This window comes from Hymenobacter sp. J193, assembly GCF_024700075.1.
Lineage (GTDB): Bacteria > Bacteroidota > Bacteroidia > Cytophagales > Hymenobacteraceae > Hymenobacter.
Genome location: NZ_JAJONE010000001.1, coordinates 1158745 through 1178462 on the forward strand (window position 1 = coordinate 1158745; position 19718 = coordinate 1178462).

Here is a 19718-nt window from a genome sequence, read left to right on the forward strand (position 1 = left end):
CATTAAATGCAATGGCCTCAGCTGAGAAGCTGAGGCCATTGTTCGTTCGGGCCATTAGGCTCCCCTCTCCTTGGGAGAGGGGCCGGGGGTGAGGCCCCTACGCTACGCCGGAGCCGGGCCGCACGGGGCTGCTGGGCTGCATCAGAGACAGCACGCCGTCAGCATTTTCGGCCATCAGGAGCATGCCCTGGCTTTGGATGCCTTTGATTTCGCGGGGCGCGAGGTTGAGCAGCACCTGTACCTGCTGGCCGATGAGGGCCTCGGGCAGGAAGTGCTCGGCAATGCCCGACACGATGGTGCGCGGCTCCTCGAAACCGAGGTCAACACTTAGCTTGAGCAGCTTTTTGGTTTTGGCGACCTTCTCGGCGGCCACAATGGTACCGATGCGCAAGTCCATCTGCTGGAACTGCTCGAAGCTTACGTCGGCTTTGGCCGGGGCCGAAACGGCAGCGGCCAGCTCGTTGGCTTTCTTGGTATCTAGCAGCTTCTGCACCTGGGCTTCCACGGTGGCGTCTTCTATCTTGGTGAAGAGCAGCGCGGCTTCCGCGAGCTGGTGGCCGGCAGGCAGCGCGTCGGGGCGGCCGGCCTGGGGCCAGGTGCCTTTTTCGGTGTTGAGCATGCGGCCCAGACGGGCGGCCGCTTCGGGCAGGAAGGGCTCCAGCAGCGTCACGAGGGCAGCGGCTAGCTGCAGGGACACGTGTAAAACCGTGCCGGTGCGGGCTTCGTCGATTTTGATGAGCTTCCAGGGCTCCTGGTCGGCCAGGTACTTGTTGCCGAGGCGCGAGAGGTTCATCAGCTCGTTCAGCGCGTCGCGAAAGCGGTAGTTGTCAATCAGCTCCCCGATGCGCTGCGGAAACTCCTGGAGCTGGCGCAGCACATCCTCATCTTCGGTGGTGAAACCCACGGCAGCCGGTACTTTGCCTTCAAAAAACTTGTGGGTGAGCACCACAGCGCGGTTCACGAAGTTGCCGAGGTTGGCTACCAGTTCGTTGTTGTTACGGGCCTGGAAGTCTTTCCAGGTGAAGTCGTTGTCCTTGGTTTCGGGGGCGTTGGCGCAGAGCACGTAGCGCAGCACGTCGGCCTGGCCGGGGAAATCCTGCAGGTATTCATGCAGCCACACGGCCCAGTTGCGGCTCGTGCTGATTTTGTCACCCTCCAGGTTCAGGAACTCGTTGGCGGGCACGTTGTCGGGCAGGATGTAGTCGCCGTGGGCCTTGAGCATCGCCGGGAAGATGATGCAGTGGAACACGATGTTGTCCTTGCCAATGAAGTGCACCAGCTTGGTTTCGGGGTCTTTCCAGTAGGTTTCCCAGGTGTCGGGCAGCAGGTCCTTGGTGGCCGAGATGTAGCCGATGGGCGCATCAAACCATACGTAGAGCACCTTGCCTTCAGCCCCGGCTACCGGCACGGGCACGCCCCAGTCCAGGTCGCGGGTTACGGCGCGGGGGTGCAGGCCCTGGTCTATCCAGCTCTTGCACTGGCCGTATACGTTGGCTTTCCAGTCCTGCTTGTGGCCTTCCACAATCCACTCGCGCAGCCAGGGCTCATACTGGTCGAGGGGCAAATACCAGTGCTTGGTTTCGCGCAGCACGGGCTGGTTGCCCGAGAGCATGGAGCGCGGGTTGATCAGTTCGGTAGGGCTGAGCGAGGTGCCGCACTTCTCGCACTGGTCGCCGTAGGCATTTTCGTTGCCGCAGTTGGGGCAAGTGCCTACGATGTAGCGGTCAGCCAGAAACTGGTCGGCCTTCTCGTCATAGTACTGCTCGGAGGTCTGCTCGATGAACTTGCCTTCCTCGTAGAGCTTCTTGAAAAAGCCGCTGGCTACCTCGCGGTGCGTCTCGTTGGACGTGCGCGAGTAGATATCAAACGACACCCCGAAATCCTTGAATGAGTCGCGGATAATGGCGTGGTACTTATCCACGACCTGCTGGGGCGTCACGCCTTCCTTCTGGGCCCGGATGGTGATGGGTACGCCGTGCTCATCGGAGCCGCAGATGAATTTCACGTCGCGCTGCTGGGCGCGCAGGTAGCGCACGTAGATATCGGCGGGCAGGTATACGCCGGCCAGGTGGCCGATGTGCACGGGGCCGTTGGCATAAGGCAGCGCGGCCGTAACGGTATAGCGTTGGGGAAAAGTAGCAGACATACGAAAAAGCTGAAAAACGGCACAAGAGCCCGGCAGCGCGGGCATCAGACCACAAAGGAACAAGGAAAAAGCAGGATATCTGGCAGGAGCCACTCTATGACCAGAGCTGCAGCAAAAACCGGTTACCTTTATTCGCTAACTGCTCAGCTTGCTTTCCGTACCTAACCTCAGCCTTTCTCCCAAATCTATTCTTTCTATGAAAAAATCTGAAAAAGCGCCAGCTGAAAAGAAGGCCAAGAAAACTCCCGAGCAGAAAGCTGAGCAAAAGACTCAGCGTAAAGCGGCCAAAGCCACCAAGGCTACCGCCGCTTCCACTGAGTCGCTGACGGATGCCCGCTCGCAGAAGAAAGCCAGCCAGAAGAAGAGTCTGAAGGCAGCCGCCAAGCAGCTGCAGCAGGAACTAGACAAGCGCATGGATGAAGTGGTGAAACGCATCCGGCAGGAAACCAAAGCCAAGCTGAAGGAAGTGGTAAAGGAAGCCACCCGCCGCCTCGACGCCGATACGGAGCGCATGTTTGAGCAGGCCCTGCACACAATAGTGCGCCACTACGACACTGGCTCCCCTGCCGGCTCCGACAGCATCAGCACTGATGCCGACGTGGTGGCTGGCTCTGGCAACGAAGGCTTGGACGCCCCCCTGGCGCCTGTGGCCCCACGCCGCCCGGTTGCCAAGGCCCGACCCGCTGCCAAGTCCGCCGCCTCAGGCGCTGCCAAAACCGCCAGCCGCCGCCCGGCCGGCAACCGCAAGCCCGCCGCCGACAGCACCGCCACGTCCAACGAAGCGTCCTAAGTCAGCCAGCAAACATAAAAAGGTCCGCCAGCTCTCAGGAGTTGGCGGACCTTTTTATGTTTGGTTAGATTGAGTGTTACGGCCGGCGCAGCGTATCGGTGGGAGCGCCGTTGATGCGACGCAAGCGGGTTTCGGGCGTGGAGTTGTTGGGGTCGTTGGTGTTCAGGCTTTCGGGGCGCTTGCGGGAATTGATGCCGCTGGCCTGCTCCCGGATAGGCACGCGGCCGGGCGTGGCATCGGGCACCGAGCCACCATAGCCCGCATTGCTATTGTAAGCAGCCTGCCGGTCGGCATCCGACTGGATGGAGGCCGGCACGGCGGGGCGCTCTAGCTCGGCGGCGCTTTCCTCGGCGGCCGTGCAGGAAAGCAAGCCAGCGAACATAGGAAGCAAAAGCCGGAAAGAAATAACGGGGAGTTTCATGGCAGAAAAACAGAGAAGTCCGCCACTAACCGACGGGCTTCTCTACAACGGCGCAGCGGCGCGGAAGTTGACTTTGGCTGGTTGGGTAGGTGGTTGACTTGTTAAAGGGCTGTCAGCTGTCGTGGTGAAGCCGGGCCGAAGTCGTTGCTCAAGCCTGCTTTACGCCGCGCGGCTCGTCATGACAGCCCTTTAACAAGTCAACCATTCAGCCGTCTACTTGGCTTTTTCGAATACCATGCCGTTGCCATCCATGCAGTAGCGCAGGCCGGTGGGCTTGGGTCCGTCGTTGAAGACGTGGCCGAGGTGGCCGCCGCACTGGGCGCACAGCAGCTCGTCGCGGCTCATGCCGTAGGTGTTGTCGGCCGTTACTTTCAGGCTGTTTTCGGAGGCCGGGGCCCAGAAGCTGGGCCAGCCGGTACCCGACTCAAACTTGGTTTCCGAGGAAAACAGCAGATTGTGGTCGGCGGCGCAGTAGTAGTTGCCTTTCTCGTGGTTGTCGTGGTACTTGCCCGTGAAAGGTCGCTCAGTGCCCTGCTGCCGCAGAATGAAGTACTGATCGGGCGTAAGCTGGGCTTTCCACTGCGCATCGGTTTTGCGGATGGGAAACTCGTCGGGCTTGCCCGTCACTAGCCGGGGCTTGGGATAGGCTTTGGCGGCGGCCGTGGGCTGCGTGGGCGCCTGAGGCTTTTCTACGGCCACGGGTTTTTTCTGGGAGCAGGCCGAGTTCAGAGTAAAGACAGACAGCAGCAGAATAAGCAAGGAAGAACGCATTCGGAAAAGGGAAAAGACGAGTGCACGATTAAGAAGGCCGGGCAGCGGCCCGGGTTGCAGGTACAACATACGCAGCCGGCCTGCGGTTCGGCTTTGCCGCTCCAATCAGTTCCTTTTGGGCCTATCTGGAACCGCAGGGGGCCAATAAGTTGTCTTGCTTCCCGTTGGCTGTTTCTTCCTCTCTCAGTAACAATTAATTACCTGCAGGTTTTTGCGCCAAACATTCCGTACCTTTGCACCCGGAAAACCCATTGTATGCAGAACATTCGCAATATCGCCATCATCGCGCACGTTGACCACGGCAAGACTACGCTCGTGGACAAGATCATTCACGCCTCCAAGCTGTTCGACGAGCACCAGCAGTTCGACGACCTCATCCTTGACAACAACGACCTGGAGCGTGAGCGGGGCATTACCATCGTCTCCAAAAACGTATCGGTACGGTACAAAGACGTAAAAATCAACATCATCGACACCCCTGGTCACGCCGACTTCGGCGGCGAGGTGGAGCGGGTGCTCAAGATGGCCGACGGCGTATTGCTGCTCGTCGATGCCTTCGAAGGCGCCATGCCCCAGACCCGTTTCGTGCTGGGCAAAGCCATTGACCTGGGCCTCAAGCCCATCGTGGTGGTAAACAAAGTCGATAAAGAAAACTGCCGCCCCGACGAGGTACACGAGCAGGTTTTCGACCTGATGTTCAACCTCGGCGCCAACGAAGACCAGCTGGACTTCGTGACCTTGTACGGCTCCTCGAAGCAGGGCTGGATGAGCACCGACTGGAAAGAGAAAACCGACAGCATCATCCCGCTGCTCGACGCCGTAGTAGCCTCCATTCCCCCCGCTCCTACCCTGGACGGCACGCCCCAGATGCAGGTTACCTCGCTCGACTACTCGTCGTTCGTGGGCCGTATCGCCATCGGCCGCGTACACCGCGGTACGCTGAAGGAAGGCTCGAACATGAGCCTGGTGAAGCGTGACGGCACTATCAAGAAAGTAAAAATCAAAGAGCTGCAGGTGTTCGAAGGCCTGGGCCGTACCAAGGTTTCGGAGGTTAGCTCCGGCGAAATCTGCGCCGTAACCGGCATCGAAGGCTTTGAAATCGGGGATACGCTGGCTGATGCCGAGAACCCCGAGGGGCTGGCCATCATCAGTATCGACGAGCCGACGATGAACATGCTGTTCACCATCAACAACTCGCCGTTCTTCGGTAAGGAAGGCAAGTTTGTGACCTCGCGCCACCTGCGTGACCGTCTGTTCAAGGAAACCGAGAAAAACCTGGCCCTGCGCGTTAAGGAAACCGATAAGGAAGACACATTCCTCGTCTACGGCCGCGGTATTCTTCACTTGTCGGTTCTCATCGAAACGATGCGCCGCGAAGGGTTTGAGCTGCAGGTAGGCCAGCCGCAGGTACTGTTCCGTGAAGACGAGAACGGCAACCGCACCGAGCCCATCGAGCACCTGGTGGTAGACGTACCGGAGGAAACGGCCGGCAAGGTTATCGAGCTGGTGACGATGCGCAAAGGCGAGCTGACCATCATGGAGCCCAAGGGCGACCTGCAGCACCTGGAGTTCAACATCCCGGCCCGCGGCCTGATCGGCCTGCGGAACAACGTGCTGACCGCCACCGCCGGTGAAGCCATCATGAACCACCGCTTCCAGAGCTACGAGCCGTACAAAGGCGTAATCCCCGGTCGTATCTCCGGTTCGCTGATTTCGATGGACACTGGTGCCGGCACCGCCTACACCATCGACAAGATGCAGGACCGCGGTGAGTTCTTCGTGGATCCAGGCGAAGAGGTGTACGCCGGTCAGGTTATCGGTGAGCACACCCGCCCCAACGACCTGACCATCAACATCCAGAAAGGCAAGAAGCTCACGAACATGCGTGCTTCCGGCACGGATGACAACGTGAAGATTGTGCCCAAGCGCCAGTTCTCTTTGGAAGAAGCCATGGAATACATCCAGAAGGATGAGTACCTGGAGGTGACGCCGAAGTCGGTGCGGATGCGCAAAATCCTGCTCGACGAAAACGAGCGTCTGCGTTCGGCCAAGAAAGTAGACTAGTTTTCAGAAGTACTAGAAAAAAGGGTTGCAGCCAGTGGCTGCAACCCTTTTTACTTTTGTGCGGCCTACTTCCGGACCGCAATGGTAGTTCCTTCGGCCACTTCTTCTGCCTCGTGCTGAAAGCTGTAGTAGAGGTAGTACAGCGCCGGCAGAATAAATATGCTGCCTAGCAGCAAGGCCCAGCCCAGCGCCTGCATGGTAGCGGCCGGAGCCTGGTCGCGCAGCAAGGACAGGTTAGGGCCGTGCCGCAGCACCACAAAATCGGGGAAGTGCCGGTAGCCAATGGCCAGTAGAATCATCGTCACCTGAAAGCCGGCCAGCAGGCGCGGCAGCGTGGTATGCCCCCGGCTGACGGCGTAGAACAGCCCGCCCAATGACAACGTAGCCAAACCTACCGCTGAGGCGCCTACCCAGCTGCCAAATATCCATTGCCCAAGCGGAATGCCCTCGAACCCGGCCGCCACAAATACCAGCCCGCCGGCCAGAAAGGTAATGATAGTCATGGTGCGCGTCTTGCGGATGAAGTAGCGCTTATCCGCTTCATTGTGCGTTTCGCCGATGCTGTACACGCTGGCCAGAAAGCCACAAAGCGCCACCGTAAACGCGCCCACGGCTACGGCAAACCAGTGCAGCCAGCTCCATACGTAGGCCGTCAGAAAATCGGTGGCGGCGGGGTCTACGTAGCCAGCCAGCACGCTGGCGGCCAGCACGCCCAGAAAAAACGGCGTTATGGCGCTGGAAAGCGCGAAAATGCGGTTATAGAGCATCTGCATCCGGTCCTTCACGGCGTCGTAGTGGCGGAACACGAAAGCGGTGCCGCGGGCAATAATACCGAGCAGCATCACCACCAGCGGAATGTGCAGGCTCACCGACATGACGCCGTAGATGCGCGGGAAACCCACAAACAGAATCACCACCGCAATGATGAGCCACATGTGGTTGGCCTCCCAGATAGGCCCGATGGCGTGCGACATGGTCTGACGGGCGACGCTGCGGTTTTTGCTTCGCGTGAACAGTTCCATAATGCCCGCGCCAAAGTCGGCGCCGCCCAGCAGCAGGTACAGACAGATGGCCAGGCACAGGTAAGTAATGACGACGTATTGCATCTTCTGAGTTGTTTTTAACCGTCCATAATGGCCTGCCGAAGTACCTCTACTTGTTTGATTTACCGAATCAGAAAACACGGCAGAAGTGCTTCGGCAAGCTCAGCATGACGGCTTTTCCGGGTGCAGGAAGGGTTAAGCCGCTTCAACTAAATCCGGCCGGTCGTACAGTTCCGGCACCATCTTGATCTGGCGGTAGAGCAGGAATATCACCACCAAGCTGAGCGACAGATAGACGGCCGTGAACAGGTAGAATGAGTAGGCAATGCCCGGCATCGGCGTCACGGCGTCGCGGGTGCGCATGATGCCGTACAGAATCCACGGCTGGCGGCCCACTTCCGTTACCGTCCAGCCCGCTTCCACGGCAATAAAGCCGGCCGGAATAGCGGCCACGAACAGCTTCAGCAGCCAGTCGGCGCGTAGCCAGTGCGGCCGGCGCCATAGGGCCCAGAAGTACAGCAGCGCCAGCCCCATCATAAACATGCCCAGCCCCACCATTAGCTGAAACGCCAGGTGCGGCACCGTCACCGGTGGCCGGTCAGCCACGGGAATCCGGTCGAGGCCGATGACTTCCTGCTCGAAGTTACCGTGGGCCAGAAAGCTGAGCGCCCCGGGAATCCTGATGGCATAATCCACGCGCTGCTCCTTTTCGTTGGGCAGGCCGCCCAGCACCAGCGCGGCCGATTTCTCGGTGTGGAAATGGGCCTCCATAGCCGCCAGCTTGGCGGGCTGGCGCCGGGCCACGTCCTTGGCCGAAAAGTCGCCGCTCAAGGGCTGAAGTACAGCCGCCACCGTGCCGAATACGGCCGCAATTCGAAATGCCCGGAAGTGAAAGTGGATGTTGCGGCGCTTGAGTACCATGAGAGCATGCACACCGGCCACCGCGAAGCCCGTAGCGGCAAACGCTGCCAGCGTCATGTGCAGGGCCTGGGAAAGCCAGGCATCGTTGAACATGGCCCGCATCGGGTCGATGTTCAGGTACTGGCCATTCACGTAGTCGAAGCCGGCAGGGCTGTTCATCCAGGCATTGGCCGCTACCACCAGAATGCCCGAAGCCAGCCCGCTCACGCCTACTACCACGCCCGTAAACCAGTGAAACCACGGATGAAACCGGCCCCAGCCATAGAGAAAAAAGCCGAGGGCAATGGCTTCAATGAAAAACGCGGTGCCTTCCAGGGAAAACGGCATCCCGAAAATGGGACCGGCATGCTCCATAAACTTCGGCCACAGCAGCCCCAGCTCAAATGACAATACCGTGCCCGACACCGCCCCGACGGCAAAAAAGATGGCTACGCCCTTGCTCCAGGCTTTGGTGAGGTTGCGGTAGGTTTCGTCGCCGCCGCGCAGCCACTTGTAGTGCGCCACCGCCATAAAAAAGGGCATCACCATCCCGATGCAGGAGAAGATGATGTGAAAGCCCAACGATAAAGCCATTTGGGAGCGGGCGGCCAGAAAATCATCCATAGCGCAAACCAAGCGAAGGCGTGAAGCCCCTCCCGCAGGAGCGGCAAAAAGCCAGGTAGGTCGCGTATGTTTCGACTGAGGCCGCAACCTGCCTGCCACAACGCCGGCAAGGTAGGTCCCGCGGCCCAGGGTTGGAAGGATTTACTTGAAAATCCTGCGCCGGCGGCTATTTGTAGAGGAAATCAAGCCCACTGTGCATGATGTAGCGTCCGGCAGCAACTCAGGCCTTGGGCGGGCGCAGCTCCAGCAGCCTGTCCACTGCTACGGCCAGCAATACCCCGGCAACAGGAGCAACTACGTACACCCAGGCGGCGGTGAGGTGCCCGCTTAGAATGGCGGGCGCCAGGGAGCGGGCCGGGTTCATGGAGGCGCCGCTCAGCGGGCCGGCCACCAGGGCCTCCAGCGCTACCGTGGCGCTAATAGTGAGCCCCACCAGCAAGCCCTGCTCATAGAAGCCGGACGTAACGCGCAGGATGACGAGCATAAGCCAGAACGCGAGAAACAGCTCGATGCCGAACGCCTGGGCGGCACCGTGAGCGGGTAGCGTAGCGCCCAGCGCGGAACCCGGCACGGCCAGGAGCTTCACCAGCGCACTGCCCGTGAAGGCGCCTACCAGCTGTGCAGCCACGTAGGGCAGCACCCGCCGGCCCGGAAAGCGCCCCGTCGCCCAGAAACCCAGCGTCACGGCTGGGTTCACGTGTGCCCCGCTCACGTGGCCCAGTCCCTGAATCAGGACGAGCACCACCAGCCCGAAGGCGGCGGCTATGCCCCCGTGGCCCAGCGCGTGGGTTTGCTCGTTTACCACCACGGCACCGGTGCCGAAAAGCATCAGCACGGCCGTGCCCAGGGCTTCCGCCAGCAGGCACTGGCGCAGCGTAACTGTCCTCATGCAACGCAACAGGTAAGCGCAGCGGCAGCAAAGAGAGCCGCCGCTACAAGCATAGACTTAGGAAGGCTACCGCAGCTGAAGTCGAAAGCAGAGGAAAGCAAGCGCATAGGCTAAGCCGTAGTACCGCCACAGCTGGAGCCGGCTCCAGCTGTACAGCCATAGCAGTGCTGGTTTACCACCACGGCCCGCTCGGCCAGTTGGACCGCGTCGAAGCCCCGGATGTGGCGCACGGGGCTGGCTACCGTCAGGTCGAGCATCTGGTTGAAGTCGCAGTCGTAGAGCTGCCCGTCCCAGCCCACCGAAATGGTGTTGCGGCACATCACGCCGGCCGCAGCAGTAGGGTTGAAGGCCGAAACCAGCTTTTCCATGTACGCCGCGTAGTTGCCCGATTCAATCAGGTAGTCGAGGTAGCGGCTGACGGGGATGTTGGTGATGGCAAACAGCTGGTTGAACACGATGCCGTGGTCTTTGAGCAGGGCGCGCTTGAAGTCCCGCTCCAGCCCGGCCTGCGAAGCCGGCAGAAACGCCCCGGCAGGGTTGTACACCAGATTCAGAGTGAGGCCGCTGCCTTCCTGCCCGTAGCCCACGGCGTTAAGCATCTTCAGGGCCCGCACCGAATCCTCGAACACTCCGTCGCCGCGCTGCCGGTCGGTTTTGCTGGCGTTGTAGAACGGCAGCGAGCTGACAACTTCTACCCCGTGCACCCGGAAAAATTCCGGCAGGTCGTGGTACTTCTTGTTGGCGACGATGATGGTAAGGTTGCAGCGCACGATGATGTGGCGCCCCAGGGCGTGAATCTGCTCCACGAACCAGCGAAAATCCGGGTTCATCTCGGGCGCGCCACCAGTCAGGTCCACCGTCGGAATGTCGGTCTGAGCCAGGGCATCCAGGCAGAGCTGCATGGTGGCGCGGGTCATGATTTCCTTGCGGTCGGGCCCGGCGTCCACGTGGCAGTGCTTGCAGACTTGGTTGCACATCTTACCCACGTTCACCTGCAGCACCGCCGGGGCCACCGGCCGTAGCGGAAACAGGTTGGCCTCGCGCAGCTTCTGGTGAAACGGCGGCAGAAAAGCTCCTTCGGCCTGGTCGGCCCGGAGCACGGTGAGCTGGTAGGCCGGGTCGGCAAGCTGGCTGCCGGTGGCTTTCAGGGACTTGATCATGGCAGGAAAATGCAGCGGCCCGAATGCTGGCGCGGGCAGAGAAACGAGTGAAGAAGCCGGCCGATTCGATAGAACGGTACCTACGAACAAAGCCAATCCGGCAGATGTTACCACCGGGCTTTATTCGCCAAGGTACGCAGCCGCTGCAAGCTGCTCAGGACTACGGCAGATTCGCGCTACTATCCAACCAGTCGTGGCTACATCTTTGCAGGCGGCCGCCTGCGTATGTCTGCTGCAATGAAACGATTCCCCATTCCCCTCCTGCTCGCGGCCCTGGTACTTTCGGCCGGCGCACTCACAGCCCGGCCCTTGCCTGGGGCCCACCGGCCGGCTGCTACCGCCGCCCCTGCCGTCAACGCGCCCATCGACCACATGGCTTTTGACCGGCTGCTAAAAAAGCACGTCAACGCCCGGGGCCTGGTCGATTACCAAGGCTTCAGGGCCGATAAAAAGGCATTCAACCAGTATTTGGCACAGCTGAGCAAGAACCCGCCTGCGGCTAGCTGGAGCAAGCCCGAGCAGATGGCTTACTGGATCAACGCTTACAACGCCTATACCATCCGGCTCATCCTCGACCATTACCCCCTGCAAAGCATCAAGGACATCGGCTCGAAAATTCAGATTCCTCTTGTGTCTACGCCCTGGGCGGCCCGGTTTTTCAGCATCGGGGGCGAGAAAATGAGCCTCGACCACATCGAGCACAGCATCCTGCGCAAGCAGTACGACGACCCGCGCATCCACTTCGCGCTGGTGTGCGCCTCCATTTCCTGCCCGCGTCTGCGCAACGAGGCTTATACCGCTGCCCAGCTCAGCCAGCAGCTCGACGACCAGGGCCGTAACTTCCTGAACGACCCGGCCAAAAACAACGTCGGCCGCACCACCGCCCAGCTTTCCCGCTACTTCGACTGGTACAAGGCCGACTGGGAAAGGAACGGGCAGTCGGTAGTCAAGTGGGTGAATCGCTACAGCAAAACCCAGATGAACGCCGATGCCAAGGTGACCTATCAGGACTACAACTGGAACCTGAACAAGCAGTAGTCGGCCCTATTCTTTGTCTACTCCAGCTTCGCGCCCTGCTCTATCCAGCACCGAATCAGGTCCCGCTCCTCCTGAGTCATGTGAGTTTTGTTGTTCTGGGGCATGGTCTTGGTCACGACCACGCGCTGCATAACTTTGTCCTGGAGGCGGGCAATGTCGGCGGGTGTGTCGAACACCACGCCGTTGGGCGCGGTGGTGAACACCTCATCGGTGGGCGTGGCGGAGTGGCAGCGCACGCACCGCAGCTGCACGATGCCCTGCACCTGAGCCACGCCCACGTTGGGCGTACAGGCGGCCGCCGCGCCGGCTTCGGTTTTCGGGGCCGTGACGAAGGCCACGGCCAGCAGCAAGCCCGCCGCCAGCGGGAACACCAAGCCAGTAGCCTGGTGCTTTTCGCGCAGATTCAGCCAGTGCTTGATGCCCGCCGTACCCAGGGCAATGGCGGCCAGCACGGCCCACGGGTAGCTGTGCCCGAAGGTACTGGGGAAGTGGTTGCTGATCATCACAAACAGCACCGGTAGCGTGAAGTAGTTGTTGTGCAGGGACCGGAGGCCGGCGTGCTTGCCCAGTTCAGGGTTCAGCGGCTGGCCTTCGGTGGCGGCCTTCACCATGGCTTTCTGGGCCGGAATGATGATAAAAAACACGTTGCCCACCATGAGCGTGCCCAGCATGGCCCCGAAATGCAGGTAGGCCGCCCGGGCGCTGAACACCTGGCAGTAAAACCACGCGAAGGCCGTGCAAATCAGGAAGCCCAGCACCGCCATAGCCAGTCCGTTCTTCACCAGCGGCGTGCGGCAGAGCACGTGGTAAAGCACCCAGGCCACCACAAAGGAGCCCACCCCAATAGCCACCCCGGCCAGCGGACTGATGACCAGCACCTGCGGGTCGATGAGCATGGCGCCGGCGTTGAAATAGTACACCACGCACAGCAGGCTGAAGCCGGTAAGCCAGGTGAAGTAGGCCTCGTACTTAAACCAGTGCAGGGCCTTGGGAATCCGGGGCGGGGCCAGCTTGTACTTCTCCAGGTAGTAGAAGCCGCCGCCGTGCACGGCCCAGAGGTTGCCGGCCAGCTCCTCGCGCACGTTGTCGGTGCGGTTGAGGGCATTTTCCAGAAACACGAAGTAGAACGAGGCGCCAATCCAGGCAATGCCGAAGGTGACGTGCACGAGGCGCACCACAATGTTGAGCCACTCCATCAGGTGGCCTTCCCAGGGCGTGCCCTGGACCAGCAGGTAGAACACCAGCAGCAGAAACAGCACCGCCAGCACCGTGAGGGCGTAGCCGAAGCCTTGCATGGTGAGGCCCCCCTCACCCAGGGCCCCGCCGTGGCGGTGGGTGCGGGCCACCCGGTGCAGCACACAGCTGGCTCCCAGGATCAGGAAAAACACCACCGCCACTACCAACAAAACCACTACGTGCATCATACGTCAACTAAAAACGCGCCCCGAATGCCGGTTCGGGAAAAGGTAAATACGCTGTAAACCAACTGGCCGAAACCCGCCAAAATGCTATCTGCCAGCCGTTAGCCTCCCGAAAGAGCAGCCCTTTGGATTTGATTTTGGCGGTTTCGGCCCGTGAAAGGCTACGCAGGCAGCACTTCGTGTTTGAAATATTCTCATTTTGTAGCACAGTTCACTACACTTCATGCAGGATTTCGCTCTCATCAGTAAAAAAGTGGTGCTGCCCACCGGCGTGCAGCCGGCGCTGGTAGTGGTGCAGGCGGGCCGCATTGCGGCGGTGCTGGAACCCGGCGTGCCCGTGCAGGTGCCTATTATCGACGTAGGCGACCGGGCCGTGCTGCCGGGCCTCATCGACCCGCATGTGCACATCAACGAGCCGGGTCGCACCGCCTGGGAAGGGTTCGACACGGCCACCCGCGCCGCCCTGGCCGGCGGCCTCACCACGCTGGTGGACATGCCCCTGAACTCGGCGCCCGTCACGACTTCGGTGGCCAACCTGGAGCTGAAGCTGGCTGCCGCGCGCCTTAACCTGCATACCAACGTGGGCTTCTGGGGCGGCATAGTGCCCGGCAATGCGGCGGAGGTGGAAGGCCTGATTGCCCGCGGCGTGCTCGGCTTCAAGGCCTTTCTGACGCACTCCGGCATTGATGATTTTCCTAACGCTACCGAGGCCGACTTGCGCGCCGTGATGCCCCTGCTGGCCCGCCACGGCCTGCCCCTGCTGGTGCACTGCGAGTTAAGTCAGGACGATGACGCCTGGAAGCAGGGCGACAAGCAGTCGTACCCGAACTACCTGGCCTCGCGCCCCAAAAACTGGGAAGACGAAGCCGTAGCCCTCATGATCCGGCTGTGCCGGGAAACGGGCTGCCGCACGCACATCGTGCATCTATCTTCGGCCGACTCCCTGCCCCAACTGGCGGAAGCCAAGGCCGAAGGGCTGCCCATTACGGTGGAAACCGGCCAGCACTACCTGTTTTTCGCCGCCGAGGATATTCCCGATGGGCAGACGCGCTTTAAGTGCGCCCCGCCCATTCGGGAGCGGGCCAACAACGAGCTGCTTTGGCAGGCCCTGCAAAGCGGCCTCATCGACTTCGTAGCCACCGACCACTCCCCCGCCCCGCCCGACCTCAAGCAGCTCGATTCGGGCGACTTCACTACGGCCTGGGGCGGCATTGCCTCCCTGCAGCTGGCCTTGCCGGTGCTCTGGACGGCGGCCCAGCAGCGCGGCGCGTCCCTCGTAGACCTCGCGCACTGGCTGAGCGCCAACCCCGCCAAGCTCATCGGCCAGGCTCACCGCAAAGGCCAGATTGCCGTCGGCTTCGACGCGGATTTGCTGGTGCTGGATGAGGAAGCCACGTTCACGGTCACCGAAGAACTGCTGCACCACCGCCACAAAACCAGCCCCTATGTGGGCCAGCAGCTGCGCGGGGTAGTAGAGCAAACCTATCTGGCCGGTCAGCTGGTCTATACCCGTCCCGAATTCATCAGCCTTCACCAGGGCCAGGTCGTTACCCGCTAGCCTTATGATGACCGACTATCAAAGCCGCGCCGCCCGGGTGCTGGGCCGCATTGAAGAACTGGCCGCCATCAGCGAAGACGCACAGGGTGTAACGCGCACGTTCGGCACCGAAGCCTTCCAGCAGGGCCGCGCTTTGGTGGAAAGCTGGATGCGCGCCGCCGGCCTGGAAACCCGCCTCGACGCCATCGGCAACGTGCGTGGCCGCCTCGTGTGCCCCACCCCCACCGCCAAAACCTTCGTCATCGGCTCCCACATAGATACGGTGGTGAATGCCGGTAAGTACGACGGCCCGCTGGGCGTACTGCTAGGGCTCGACTTGCTGGAGCAGCTAGCCAGCCAGCGGGCAGAGTTGCCTTTTCATCTGGAGCTCATAGCCTTCAGCGACGAGGAAGGCGTGCGGTTCCATACCACATACCTGGGCAGCAAAGTCGTGGCCGGCTCCTTCGATACGAGCCTGCTGCAGCGGCCCGATGCCCACGGCCACACGCTGGCCGAGGTACTAACGGCTATGGGCGGACGGCCTGAGGAGCTAGCGGTCGACGCGCTGCCGCCGGAAAGCTGGCTGGGCTACTTCGAAATGCACATCGAGCAGGGCCCGGTGCTCTGGGAACGGCCGGCCCCGGTGGCGCTGGTGACGGCCATTGCCGGGCAGCGTCGCGTGGAGCTGACGTTCCGGGGCATGGCCGGCCACGCCGGCACCGTGCCCATGCTCATGCGCCAAGATGCCCTGACGGCCGCCGCCGAGTTTGTGCTGGCCGCCGAGCTGTTTGCTCAACAGCACGGCCGGAACCTGGTAGCCACCGTGGGCAAGCTGCAGTTGCCGCAGTCGGCCAGCAACGTGATTCCCGGTGAAGCCATCTGCAGCCTCGACTTGCGCAGCCCCGACGAAAGCCAGCTGGCCGCCGCCTACGCGCAACTCCAGGTCCAGGCCGCCGGCATCGGGCAGCGCCGCCAGGTGGACGTGAGCTGGAACCTCATCCAACAAACCGCGCCCGTCGCCTGCGACGCGGCCCTGAATGCGCAGCTCGCTCAGGCCATTGCTGAAGCCGGCCAAGAAGTTATTTCCCTGGTAAGTGGGGCGGGTCACGATGCGGTGCCCATTTCCCAGGTGGCCCCGGCTACCATGCTGTTCATCCGCTGCTACCAGGGCATCAGCCACAACCCGCTCGAAAACGTGGAGTTGCCCGATGTGGCAGCGGCCCTGAAGTGGCAGAGCGGTTTCTAACAGGGCTTGCTTCTGCGTACCAAACTCCCTAACTGCTTTTCACCTGTCATTCCGAACGCAGTGAGGAATCTGGGTAAAATGACGCATTAGCATCTCCCAAATTCCTCACTGCGTTCGGAATGACACTCTCCCTTACTACCTAAACATGGAAATTTCCGCTCTTACCCGTTCCGTCGTCAAGCGCAACCACGCCATTATTGCCCCGGATGGCTACATCAACAGTAATGTGCCGGGCTGGACGAACTGCACCGTCAACGTCATCATCAACGAGCAGATGGGCGCCCGCCTGGCTCAGATGCTGATTACCCTGCGCGAAGGTGGCCAGCTTACGGGCCGCACCGAGGCCGCGCAGATTTTCTTCTACGTGGTGGCTGGCCAGGTGCAGGCTACCATCGACGGGCAGGAACGCACCCTCACCGAAGGCCAGTACGTGTACGTGCCCATCGAAAAGGACTACCTGTTTCAGCAGCCCACGGAAGGCACCCAGGTACTGACCTTCCACAAAACCTACGAGCCGCTGGCGGGCCACGCAGTGCCGGGCGTGGTGTTTGGGGAGCGGGATATTGCCAAGGCCCCGGTGTACATGAACGACGAGGCCCTGCGCATTCAGGAGTTGCTGCCGAATGAGCTGAGCTTCGACATGGCCGTGAATATCTTCACCTATAGCACCGGCGGGCACCTGCCGATGGTAGAAACCCACATCATGGAGCACGGCCTGCTGTATCTGCAGGGCCAGGCCATCTACATGCTCGACCAGCAGTGGTACCCCGTGAAGAAGGGTGACTCGATCTGGATGGCGCCCTACTGCCAGCAGTGGGCCACCGCCATGGGCCAGGAAGACTCGGTGTATATCTACTACAAAAACGTGAACCGCTTCCCCACGGTGATATAACTGGCTGAAGTGGATAAAAAGAACGTCATGCTGAGCGGAGTCGAAGCATCTCTACCTCTGGCTAATCAAATTGTAGTAATGAAGCGGTAGAGATGCTTCGACTTCGCTCAGCATGACAGACGATTTTCAGTTCCTATGACCTTAACCGAACTCAACGACCTACCCCGCCCCGCCCTGACCGAAGCCCTGCGCAAGTGCTGCGGCGCTACTGCCTGGGTAACGCAGATGGTTGACCTTTTTCCCATAGCCGATGAGGCCGTTCTGCTGGCCGAAGCCGCCCGTATCTGGAACAGCTTGGATGAGGCCGACTGGCGCGAGGCTTTCACCCACCATCCCAAAATTGGGGATGTGGCCTCACTCAAGGAAAAATTTGCCAGCACCAGCGCCTGGGCCGCCGGGGAGCAGGGGGCCGTAGCCCAGGCCTCGGAGGAAACGTTGCACGCCCTAGCCGCCGGCAACGACGCCTACGAGCAAAAGTTCGGCTATATCTTCATCGTGTGCGCCACCGGCAAATCGGCCGACGAGATGCTGGCCTTGCTGCAGGCCCGGCTGCCGAATGAGCCGGCCGAGGAAATCCGCGTAGCCGCCGAGGAGCAACGCAAAATCACCGAAATACGGCTGAAGAAGCTGCTGACTGCATGAGCCACCTTACCACTCATATTCTGGACACTACCCTGGGCCGGCCGGCGGCGGGCGTCACCATTGCGCTATACGGGGAGCAGGCCGACAGCTGGCAGGAGCTGGCCCGCGGCCAAACCAACCAGGACGGCCGCATCCCCAACCTGCTGCCCACCGACGATGCCCTGCCGGCCGGCACTTACAAAATGAAGTTCTTCACCGCCGAGTACTTCGCCCGCCTCGGCACGGCCACGTTCTACCCTTTCGTGGAAATTGTGTTCACCATCAGCGGCCCCGAGCACTACCACGTTCCCCTCCTGCTGAATCCGTTCGGCTACACCACGTACCGCGGCAGTTAAGGCTAGATTTAGGAGTTCCCCTCCTTTTTGGAAGGAGGGGTGGCCGCAGGCCGGGGTGGTTCCGTCGTCAGCACGATGACTAGAACTAAAAAACTTTGAATGACCAACTAGCTCTAGTCTTTTAGTTTTAGCTGACCACCCCGCCCTTCGGGCACCCCCTCCTTCAACAAGGAGGGGAATTCTTAGCCGGATTCCTCTTCCATTCCCACCTCTCCTTACATATGAAACTCAGTCTTTCGGATTCCGATAAGACCCAGCTGCTCGACCAGCTGGGCGTAGCCAACCATCATTTCCAGCAGGTGTACCCCGGCGACCGGCCCGACCGCCAGCCCGTGCACACCGTTTACGGCGGGGCCAACCTGTTCAAGTCGGATACCTGCGTGCGCATGGGCGACACGGCCCTCAATAGCCTGCGCACCTACGCGCCCAACTTCGTGGAGCTGGCCCGCGTGCTGCGCCTGAGTGGGCACGAGCACCTGCCCACCCTGGGCGCCGACGTGGCCGACCTCACCCGGCGCCTCGACGCCATGAGCGAGGCAGACCGCAAAAAGCAGCCCGCCTGGCTGGCGTACTCCGTCTACAACAAGATGCTGCGCAAGCTCCAGACAGAAGCTGTAGAAGACTTCCGCATTGACTTTGAAGATGGCTTCGGCAACCGGCCCCACGACGAGGAGGACGCCACCGCCGTGCAGGCCGCCAGGGAAGTAGCCGTGGGCATGCAGAACGGCACGCTTTCCCCCTTCATTGGCATCCGCATCAAGCCTTTCACCGAGGATTTGAAGGCCCGGGGTGTGCGTACCCTCGACATTTTCCTGAGTACCCTGCTGGCCGAAACCGGCGGCAAGCTGCCCGACAACTTTGTGGTGATGCTGCCCAAAGTGACCATTCCCGAGCAGATGACCACGATGGTGCGCCTGTTTGAGCTGCTGGAAAAAGCCAACCACCTTATCCCCGGCACCCTGCGCATGGAAACGATGGTGGAGGCCACCCAGATTGTGATGGACGAGGAAGGCCGCAACCCACTCATGCGCATCATCCGGGCCAGCGAGGGGCGCTGCGTGGCGGCCCACTTCGGCACCTACGACTACACGGCTTCCTGCGGTATCACGGCCCGGTACCAGACCATGGCCCACCCCGTCTGCGACTTTGCCCACCACATGACCAAAGTAGCGCTGGGCGGCACCGGCATTTTCCTCTCCGACGGGGCTACCAACGTGATGCCCATCGGCCCGCACCGGGGCGAAAACCTGAGCTACGAGCAGCTGCGCGAAAACCGCGAGTCGGTGCACAACGCCTGGCGGCAGGGCTTTGCGCACACCACCCACTCGCTCATCAATGGCCTCTACCAGGGCTGGGATTTGAACCCCGCCCAGCTGCCCATGCGCTACGCGGCCACCTACGCATTCTTCCTCAGCTCCTACGACGACGCCCTGCACCGCCTGCGCACCTTCGTGGAGCGGGCCGCCATCAGCACCCTCACCGGCGACATCTTCGACGACGCCGCTACCGGTCAGGGTTTGCTTAACTTCTTCCTGAAAGCCCAGAACTGCGGCGCCATCACCGAGGAAGAAGTGCTGGCCACCGGCCTCACCCAGGAAGAAATTCAGTCCCGTTCCTTTTTCCGCATCCTCGAAGGCCGCCGGAAGAAGTAGGGTGAGTGGTTGAATGGTTTTCTGGTTGAATGGCTGTCATTGCAAGCGAAGCAATCCGTCCTGGACAACGCACTAAGCCCTGAAAGGTGAAAAGCCCTTTCCCGTTGCGTACAGAAAAGGGCTTTCTGGTAAAAGAACGGGACTGGT

17 protein-coding genes are annotated in these 19718 nt (G+C 61.1%); 9 read left to right on the forward strand and 8 right to left on the reverse strand.

Going from position 1 to position 19718, the window contains the following annotated elements:
• Positions 1 to 97 precede the first annotated feature (97 nt).
• Positions 98 to 2146 (reverse strand): methionine--tRNA ligase, encoded by a 2049-nt coding sequence (metG, locus tag LRS06_RS04995; protein ID WP_257870469.1) that lies wholly within the window; start codon positions 2144 to 2146, stop codon positions 98 to 100.
• A 196-nt stretch (positions 2147 to 2342) separates the two neighbouring features.
• Here metG and LRS06_RS05000 point away from each other — a divergent pair, with 196 nt between their 5' ends.
• A complete protein-coding gene (locus tag LRS06_RS05000) occupies positions 2343 to 2936 on the forward strand; it encodes a hypothetical protein (RefSeq protein ID WP_257870470.1) in 594 nt (197 codons plus the stop codon).
• A gap of 76 nt (positions 2937 to 3012) precedes the next feature.
• Here the strand turns inward: LRS06_RS05000 and LRS06_RS05005 are convergent, their stop codons facing one another.
• Both LRS06_RS05005 and msrB read right to left on the reverse strand, forming a co-directional pair.
• Positions 3013 to 3318 carry a hypothetical protein gene (locus tag LRS06_RS05005; protein ID WP_257870471.1) on the reverse strand — a complete coding sequence of 102 codons (306 nt, stop codon included), beginning with the start codon at positions 3316 to 3318 and terminating at the stop codon, positions 3013 to 3015.
• Between the two features lie 252 nt (positions 3319 to 3570).
• Positions 3571 to 4128 carry a peptide-methionine (R)-S-oxide reductase MsrB gene (gene msrB, locus LRS06_RS05010; protein ID WP_257870472.1) on the reverse strand — a complete coding sequence of 186 codons (558 nt, stop codon included), beginning with the start codon at positions 4126 to 4128 and terminating at the stop codon, positions 3571 to 3573.
• A gap of 255 nt (positions 4129 to 4383) precedes the next feature.
• Between msrB and typA the strand changes: the two genes are divergently transcribed.
• On the forward strand, positions 4384 to 6192 hold the full coding sequence (gene typA / locus LRS06_RS05015; protein ID WP_257870473.1) for a translational GTPase TypA: 1809 nt from the start codon (positions 4384 to 4386) through the stop codon (positions 6190 to 6192).
• Positions 6193 to 6257: 65 nt separating this feature from the next.
• Here typA and LRS06_RS05020 read toward each other — a convergent pair whose 3' ends face one another.
• The 4 genes from LRS06_RS05020 to arsS all read right to left on the reverse strand — a co-directional run bounded on the left by LRS06_RS05020 (position 6258) and on the right by arsS (position 10805).
• Entirely contained in the window at positions 6258 to 7298 is a 1041-nt protein-coding gene (locus tag LRS06_RS05020; protein WP_257870474.1) for a cytochrome d ubiquinol oxidase subunit II, read from the reverse strand.
• A 132-nt stretch (positions 7299 to 7430) separates the two neighbouring features.
• The gene (locus LRS06_RS05025) at positions 7431 to 8759 is read right to left on the reverse strand and encodes a cytochrome ubiquinol oxidase subunit I (protein ID WP_257870475.1); all 1329 of its coding nucleotides are present in this window, start codon (positions 8757 to 8759) and stop codon (positions 7431 to 7433) included.
• A gap of 220 nt (positions 8760 to 8979) precedes the next feature.
• Entirely contained in the window at positions 8980 to 9648 is a 669-nt protein-coding gene (locus LRS06_RS05030; RefSeq protein ID WP_257870476.1) for an MIP/aquaporin family protein, read from the reverse strand.
• 110 nt (positions 9649 to 9758) lie between these two features.
• A complete protein-coding gene (gene arsS, locus LRS06_RS05035) occupies positions 9759 to 10805 on the reverse strand; it encodes an arsenosugar biosynthesis radical SAM (seleno)protein ArsS (RefSeq protein ID WP_257873381.1) in 1047 nt (348 codons plus the stop codon).
• Positions 10806 to 11045: 240 nt separating this feature from the next.
• Between arsS and LRS06_RS05040 the strand changes: the two genes are divergently transcribed.
• Positions 11046 to 11846, forward strand: coding sequence for a DUF547 domain-containing protein (locus tag LRS06_RS05040; protein ID WP_257870477.1), 801 nt, complete (start codon positions 11046 to 11048; stop codon positions 11844 to 11846).
• Between the two features lie 17 nt (positions 11847 to 11863).
• Here the strand turns inward: LRS06_RS05040 and LRS06_RS05045 are convergent, their stop codons facing one another.
• The gene (locus LRS06_RS05045; protein WP_257870478.1) at positions 11864 to 13270 is read right to left on the reverse strand and encodes a urate hydroxylase PuuD; all 1407 of its coding nucleotides are present in this window, start codon (positions 13268 to 13270) and stop codon (positions 11864 to 11866) included.
• A gap of 220 nt (positions 13271 to 13490) precedes the next feature.
• Between LRS06_RS05045 and allB the strand changes: the two genes are divergently transcribed.
• The 6 genes from allB (at position 13491) to LRS06_RS05075 (ending at position 19571) form a co-directional block, all read left to right on the forward strand.
• The gene (allB, locus tag LRS06_RS05050) at positions 13491 to 14825 is read left to right on the forward strand and encodes an allantoinase AllB (RefSeq protein WP_257870479.1); all 1335 of its coding nucleotides are present in this window, start codon (positions 13491 to 13493) and stop codon (positions 14823 to 14825) included.
• Positions 14826 to 14829: 4 nt separating this feature from the next.
• On the forward strand, positions 14830 to 16050 hold the full coding sequence (locus LRS06_RS05055) for an allantoate amidohydrolase (RefSeq protein WP_257870480.1): 1221 nt from the start codon (positions 14830 to 14832) through the stop codon (positions 16048 to 16050).
• A gap of 145 nt (positions 16051 to 16195) precedes the next feature.
• Positions 16196 to 16942, forward strand: a complete 747-nt coding sequence (gene allE / locus LRS06_RS05060) for a (S)-ureidoglycine aminohydrolase (RefSeq protein WP_257870481.1) — start codon at positions 16196 to 16198, stop codon at positions 16940 to 16942.
• A 135-nt stretch (positions 16943 to 17077) separates the two neighbouring features.
• Positions 17078 to 17584, forward strand: a complete 507-nt coding sequence (gene uraD, locus LRS06_RS05065; RefSeq protein ID WP_257870482.1) for a 2-oxo-4-hydroxy-4-carboxy-5-ureidoimidazoline decarboxylase — start codon at positions 17078 to 17080, stop codon at positions 17582 to 17584.
• Positions 17581 to 17919 (forward strand): hydroxyisourate hydrolase, encoded by a 339-nt coding sequence (gene uraH / locus LRS06_RS05070; RefSeq protein WP_257870483.1) that lies wholly within the window; start codon positions 17581 to 17583, stop codon positions 17917 to 17919. The genes uraD and uraH overlap by 4 nt, the downstream gene beginning before the upstream one ends.
• Before the next feature lie 221 nt (positions 17920 to 18140).
• Positions 18141 to 19571 carry a phosphoenolpyruvate kinase gene (locus LRS06_RS05075; RefSeq protein ID WP_257870484.1) on the forward strand — a complete coding sequence of 477 codons (1431 nt, stop codon included), beginning with the start codon at positions 18141 to 18143 and terminating at the stop codon, positions 19569 to 19571.
• Positions 19572 to 19718: the final 147 nt, after the last annotated feature.

Excerpts from the sequence above, each read along its gene's own strand:
- metG (WP_257870469.1), bottom strand. The coding sequence starts at position 2,146 with ATGTCTGCTACTTTTCCCCAACGCTATACCGTTACGGCCGCGCTGCCT.
- LRS06_RS05000 (WP_257870470.1), top strand. The coding sequence starts at position 2,343 with ATGAAAAAATCTGAAAAAGCGCCAGCTGAAAAGAAGGCCAAGAAAACT.
- LRS06_RS05005 (WP_257870471.1), bottom strand. The coding sequence starts at position 3,318 with ATGTTCGCTGGCTTGCTTTCCTGCACGGCCGCCGAGGAAAGCGCCGCC.
- msrB (WP_257870472.1), bottom strand. The coding sequence starts at position 4,128 with ATGCGTTCTTCCTTGCTTATTCTGCTGCTGTCTGTCTTTACTCTGAAC.
- typA (WP_257870473.1), top strand. The coding sequence starts at position 4,384 with ATGCAGAACATTCGCAATATCGCCATCATCGCGCACGTTGACCACGGC.
- LRS06_RS05020 (WP_257870474.1), bottom strand. The coding sequence starts at position 7,298 with ATGCAATACGTCGTCATTACTTACCTGTGCCTGGCCATCTGTCTGTAC.
- LRS06_RS05025 (WP_257870475.1), bottom strand. The coding sequence starts at position 8,759 with ATGGATGATTTTCTGGCCGCCCGCTCCCAAATGGCTTTATCGTTGGGC.
- LRS06_RS05030 (WP_257870476.1), bottom strand. The coding sequence starts at position 9,648 with ATGAGGACAGTTACGCTGCGCCAGTGCCTGCTGGCGGAAGCCCTGGGC.
- LRS06_RS05040 (WP_257870477.1), top strand. The coding sequence starts at position 11,046 with ATGAAACGATTCCCCATTCCCCTCCTGCTCGCGGCCCTGGTACTTTCG.
- LRS06_RS05045 (WP_257870478.1), bottom strand. The coding sequence starts at position 13,270 with ATGATGCACGTAGTGGTTTTGTTGGTAGTGGCGGTGGTGTTTTTCCTG.
- allB (WP_257870479.1), top strand. The coding sequence starts at position 13,491 with ATGCAGGATTTCGCTCTCATCAGTAAAAAAGTGGTGCTGCCCACCGGC.
- LRS06_RS05055 (WP_257870480.1), top strand. The coding sequence starts at position 14,830 with ATGATGACCGACTATCAAAGCCGCGCCGCCCGGGTGCTGGGCCGCATT.
- allE (WP_257870481.1), top strand. The coding sequence starts at position 16,196 with ATGGAAATTTCCGCTCTTACCCGTTCCGTCGTCAAGCGCAACCACGCC.
- uraD (WP_257870482.1), top strand. The coding sequence starts at position 17,078 with ATGACCTTAACCGAACTCAACGACCTACCCCGCCCCGCCCTGACCGAA.
- uraH (WP_257870483.1), top strand. The coding sequence starts at position 17,581 with ATGAGCCACCTTACCACTCATATTCTGGACACTACCCTGGGCCGGCCG.
- LRS06_RS05075 (WP_257870484.1), top strand. The coding sequence starts at position 18,141 with ATGAAACTCAGTCTTTCGGATTCCGATAAGACCCAGCTGCTCGACCAG.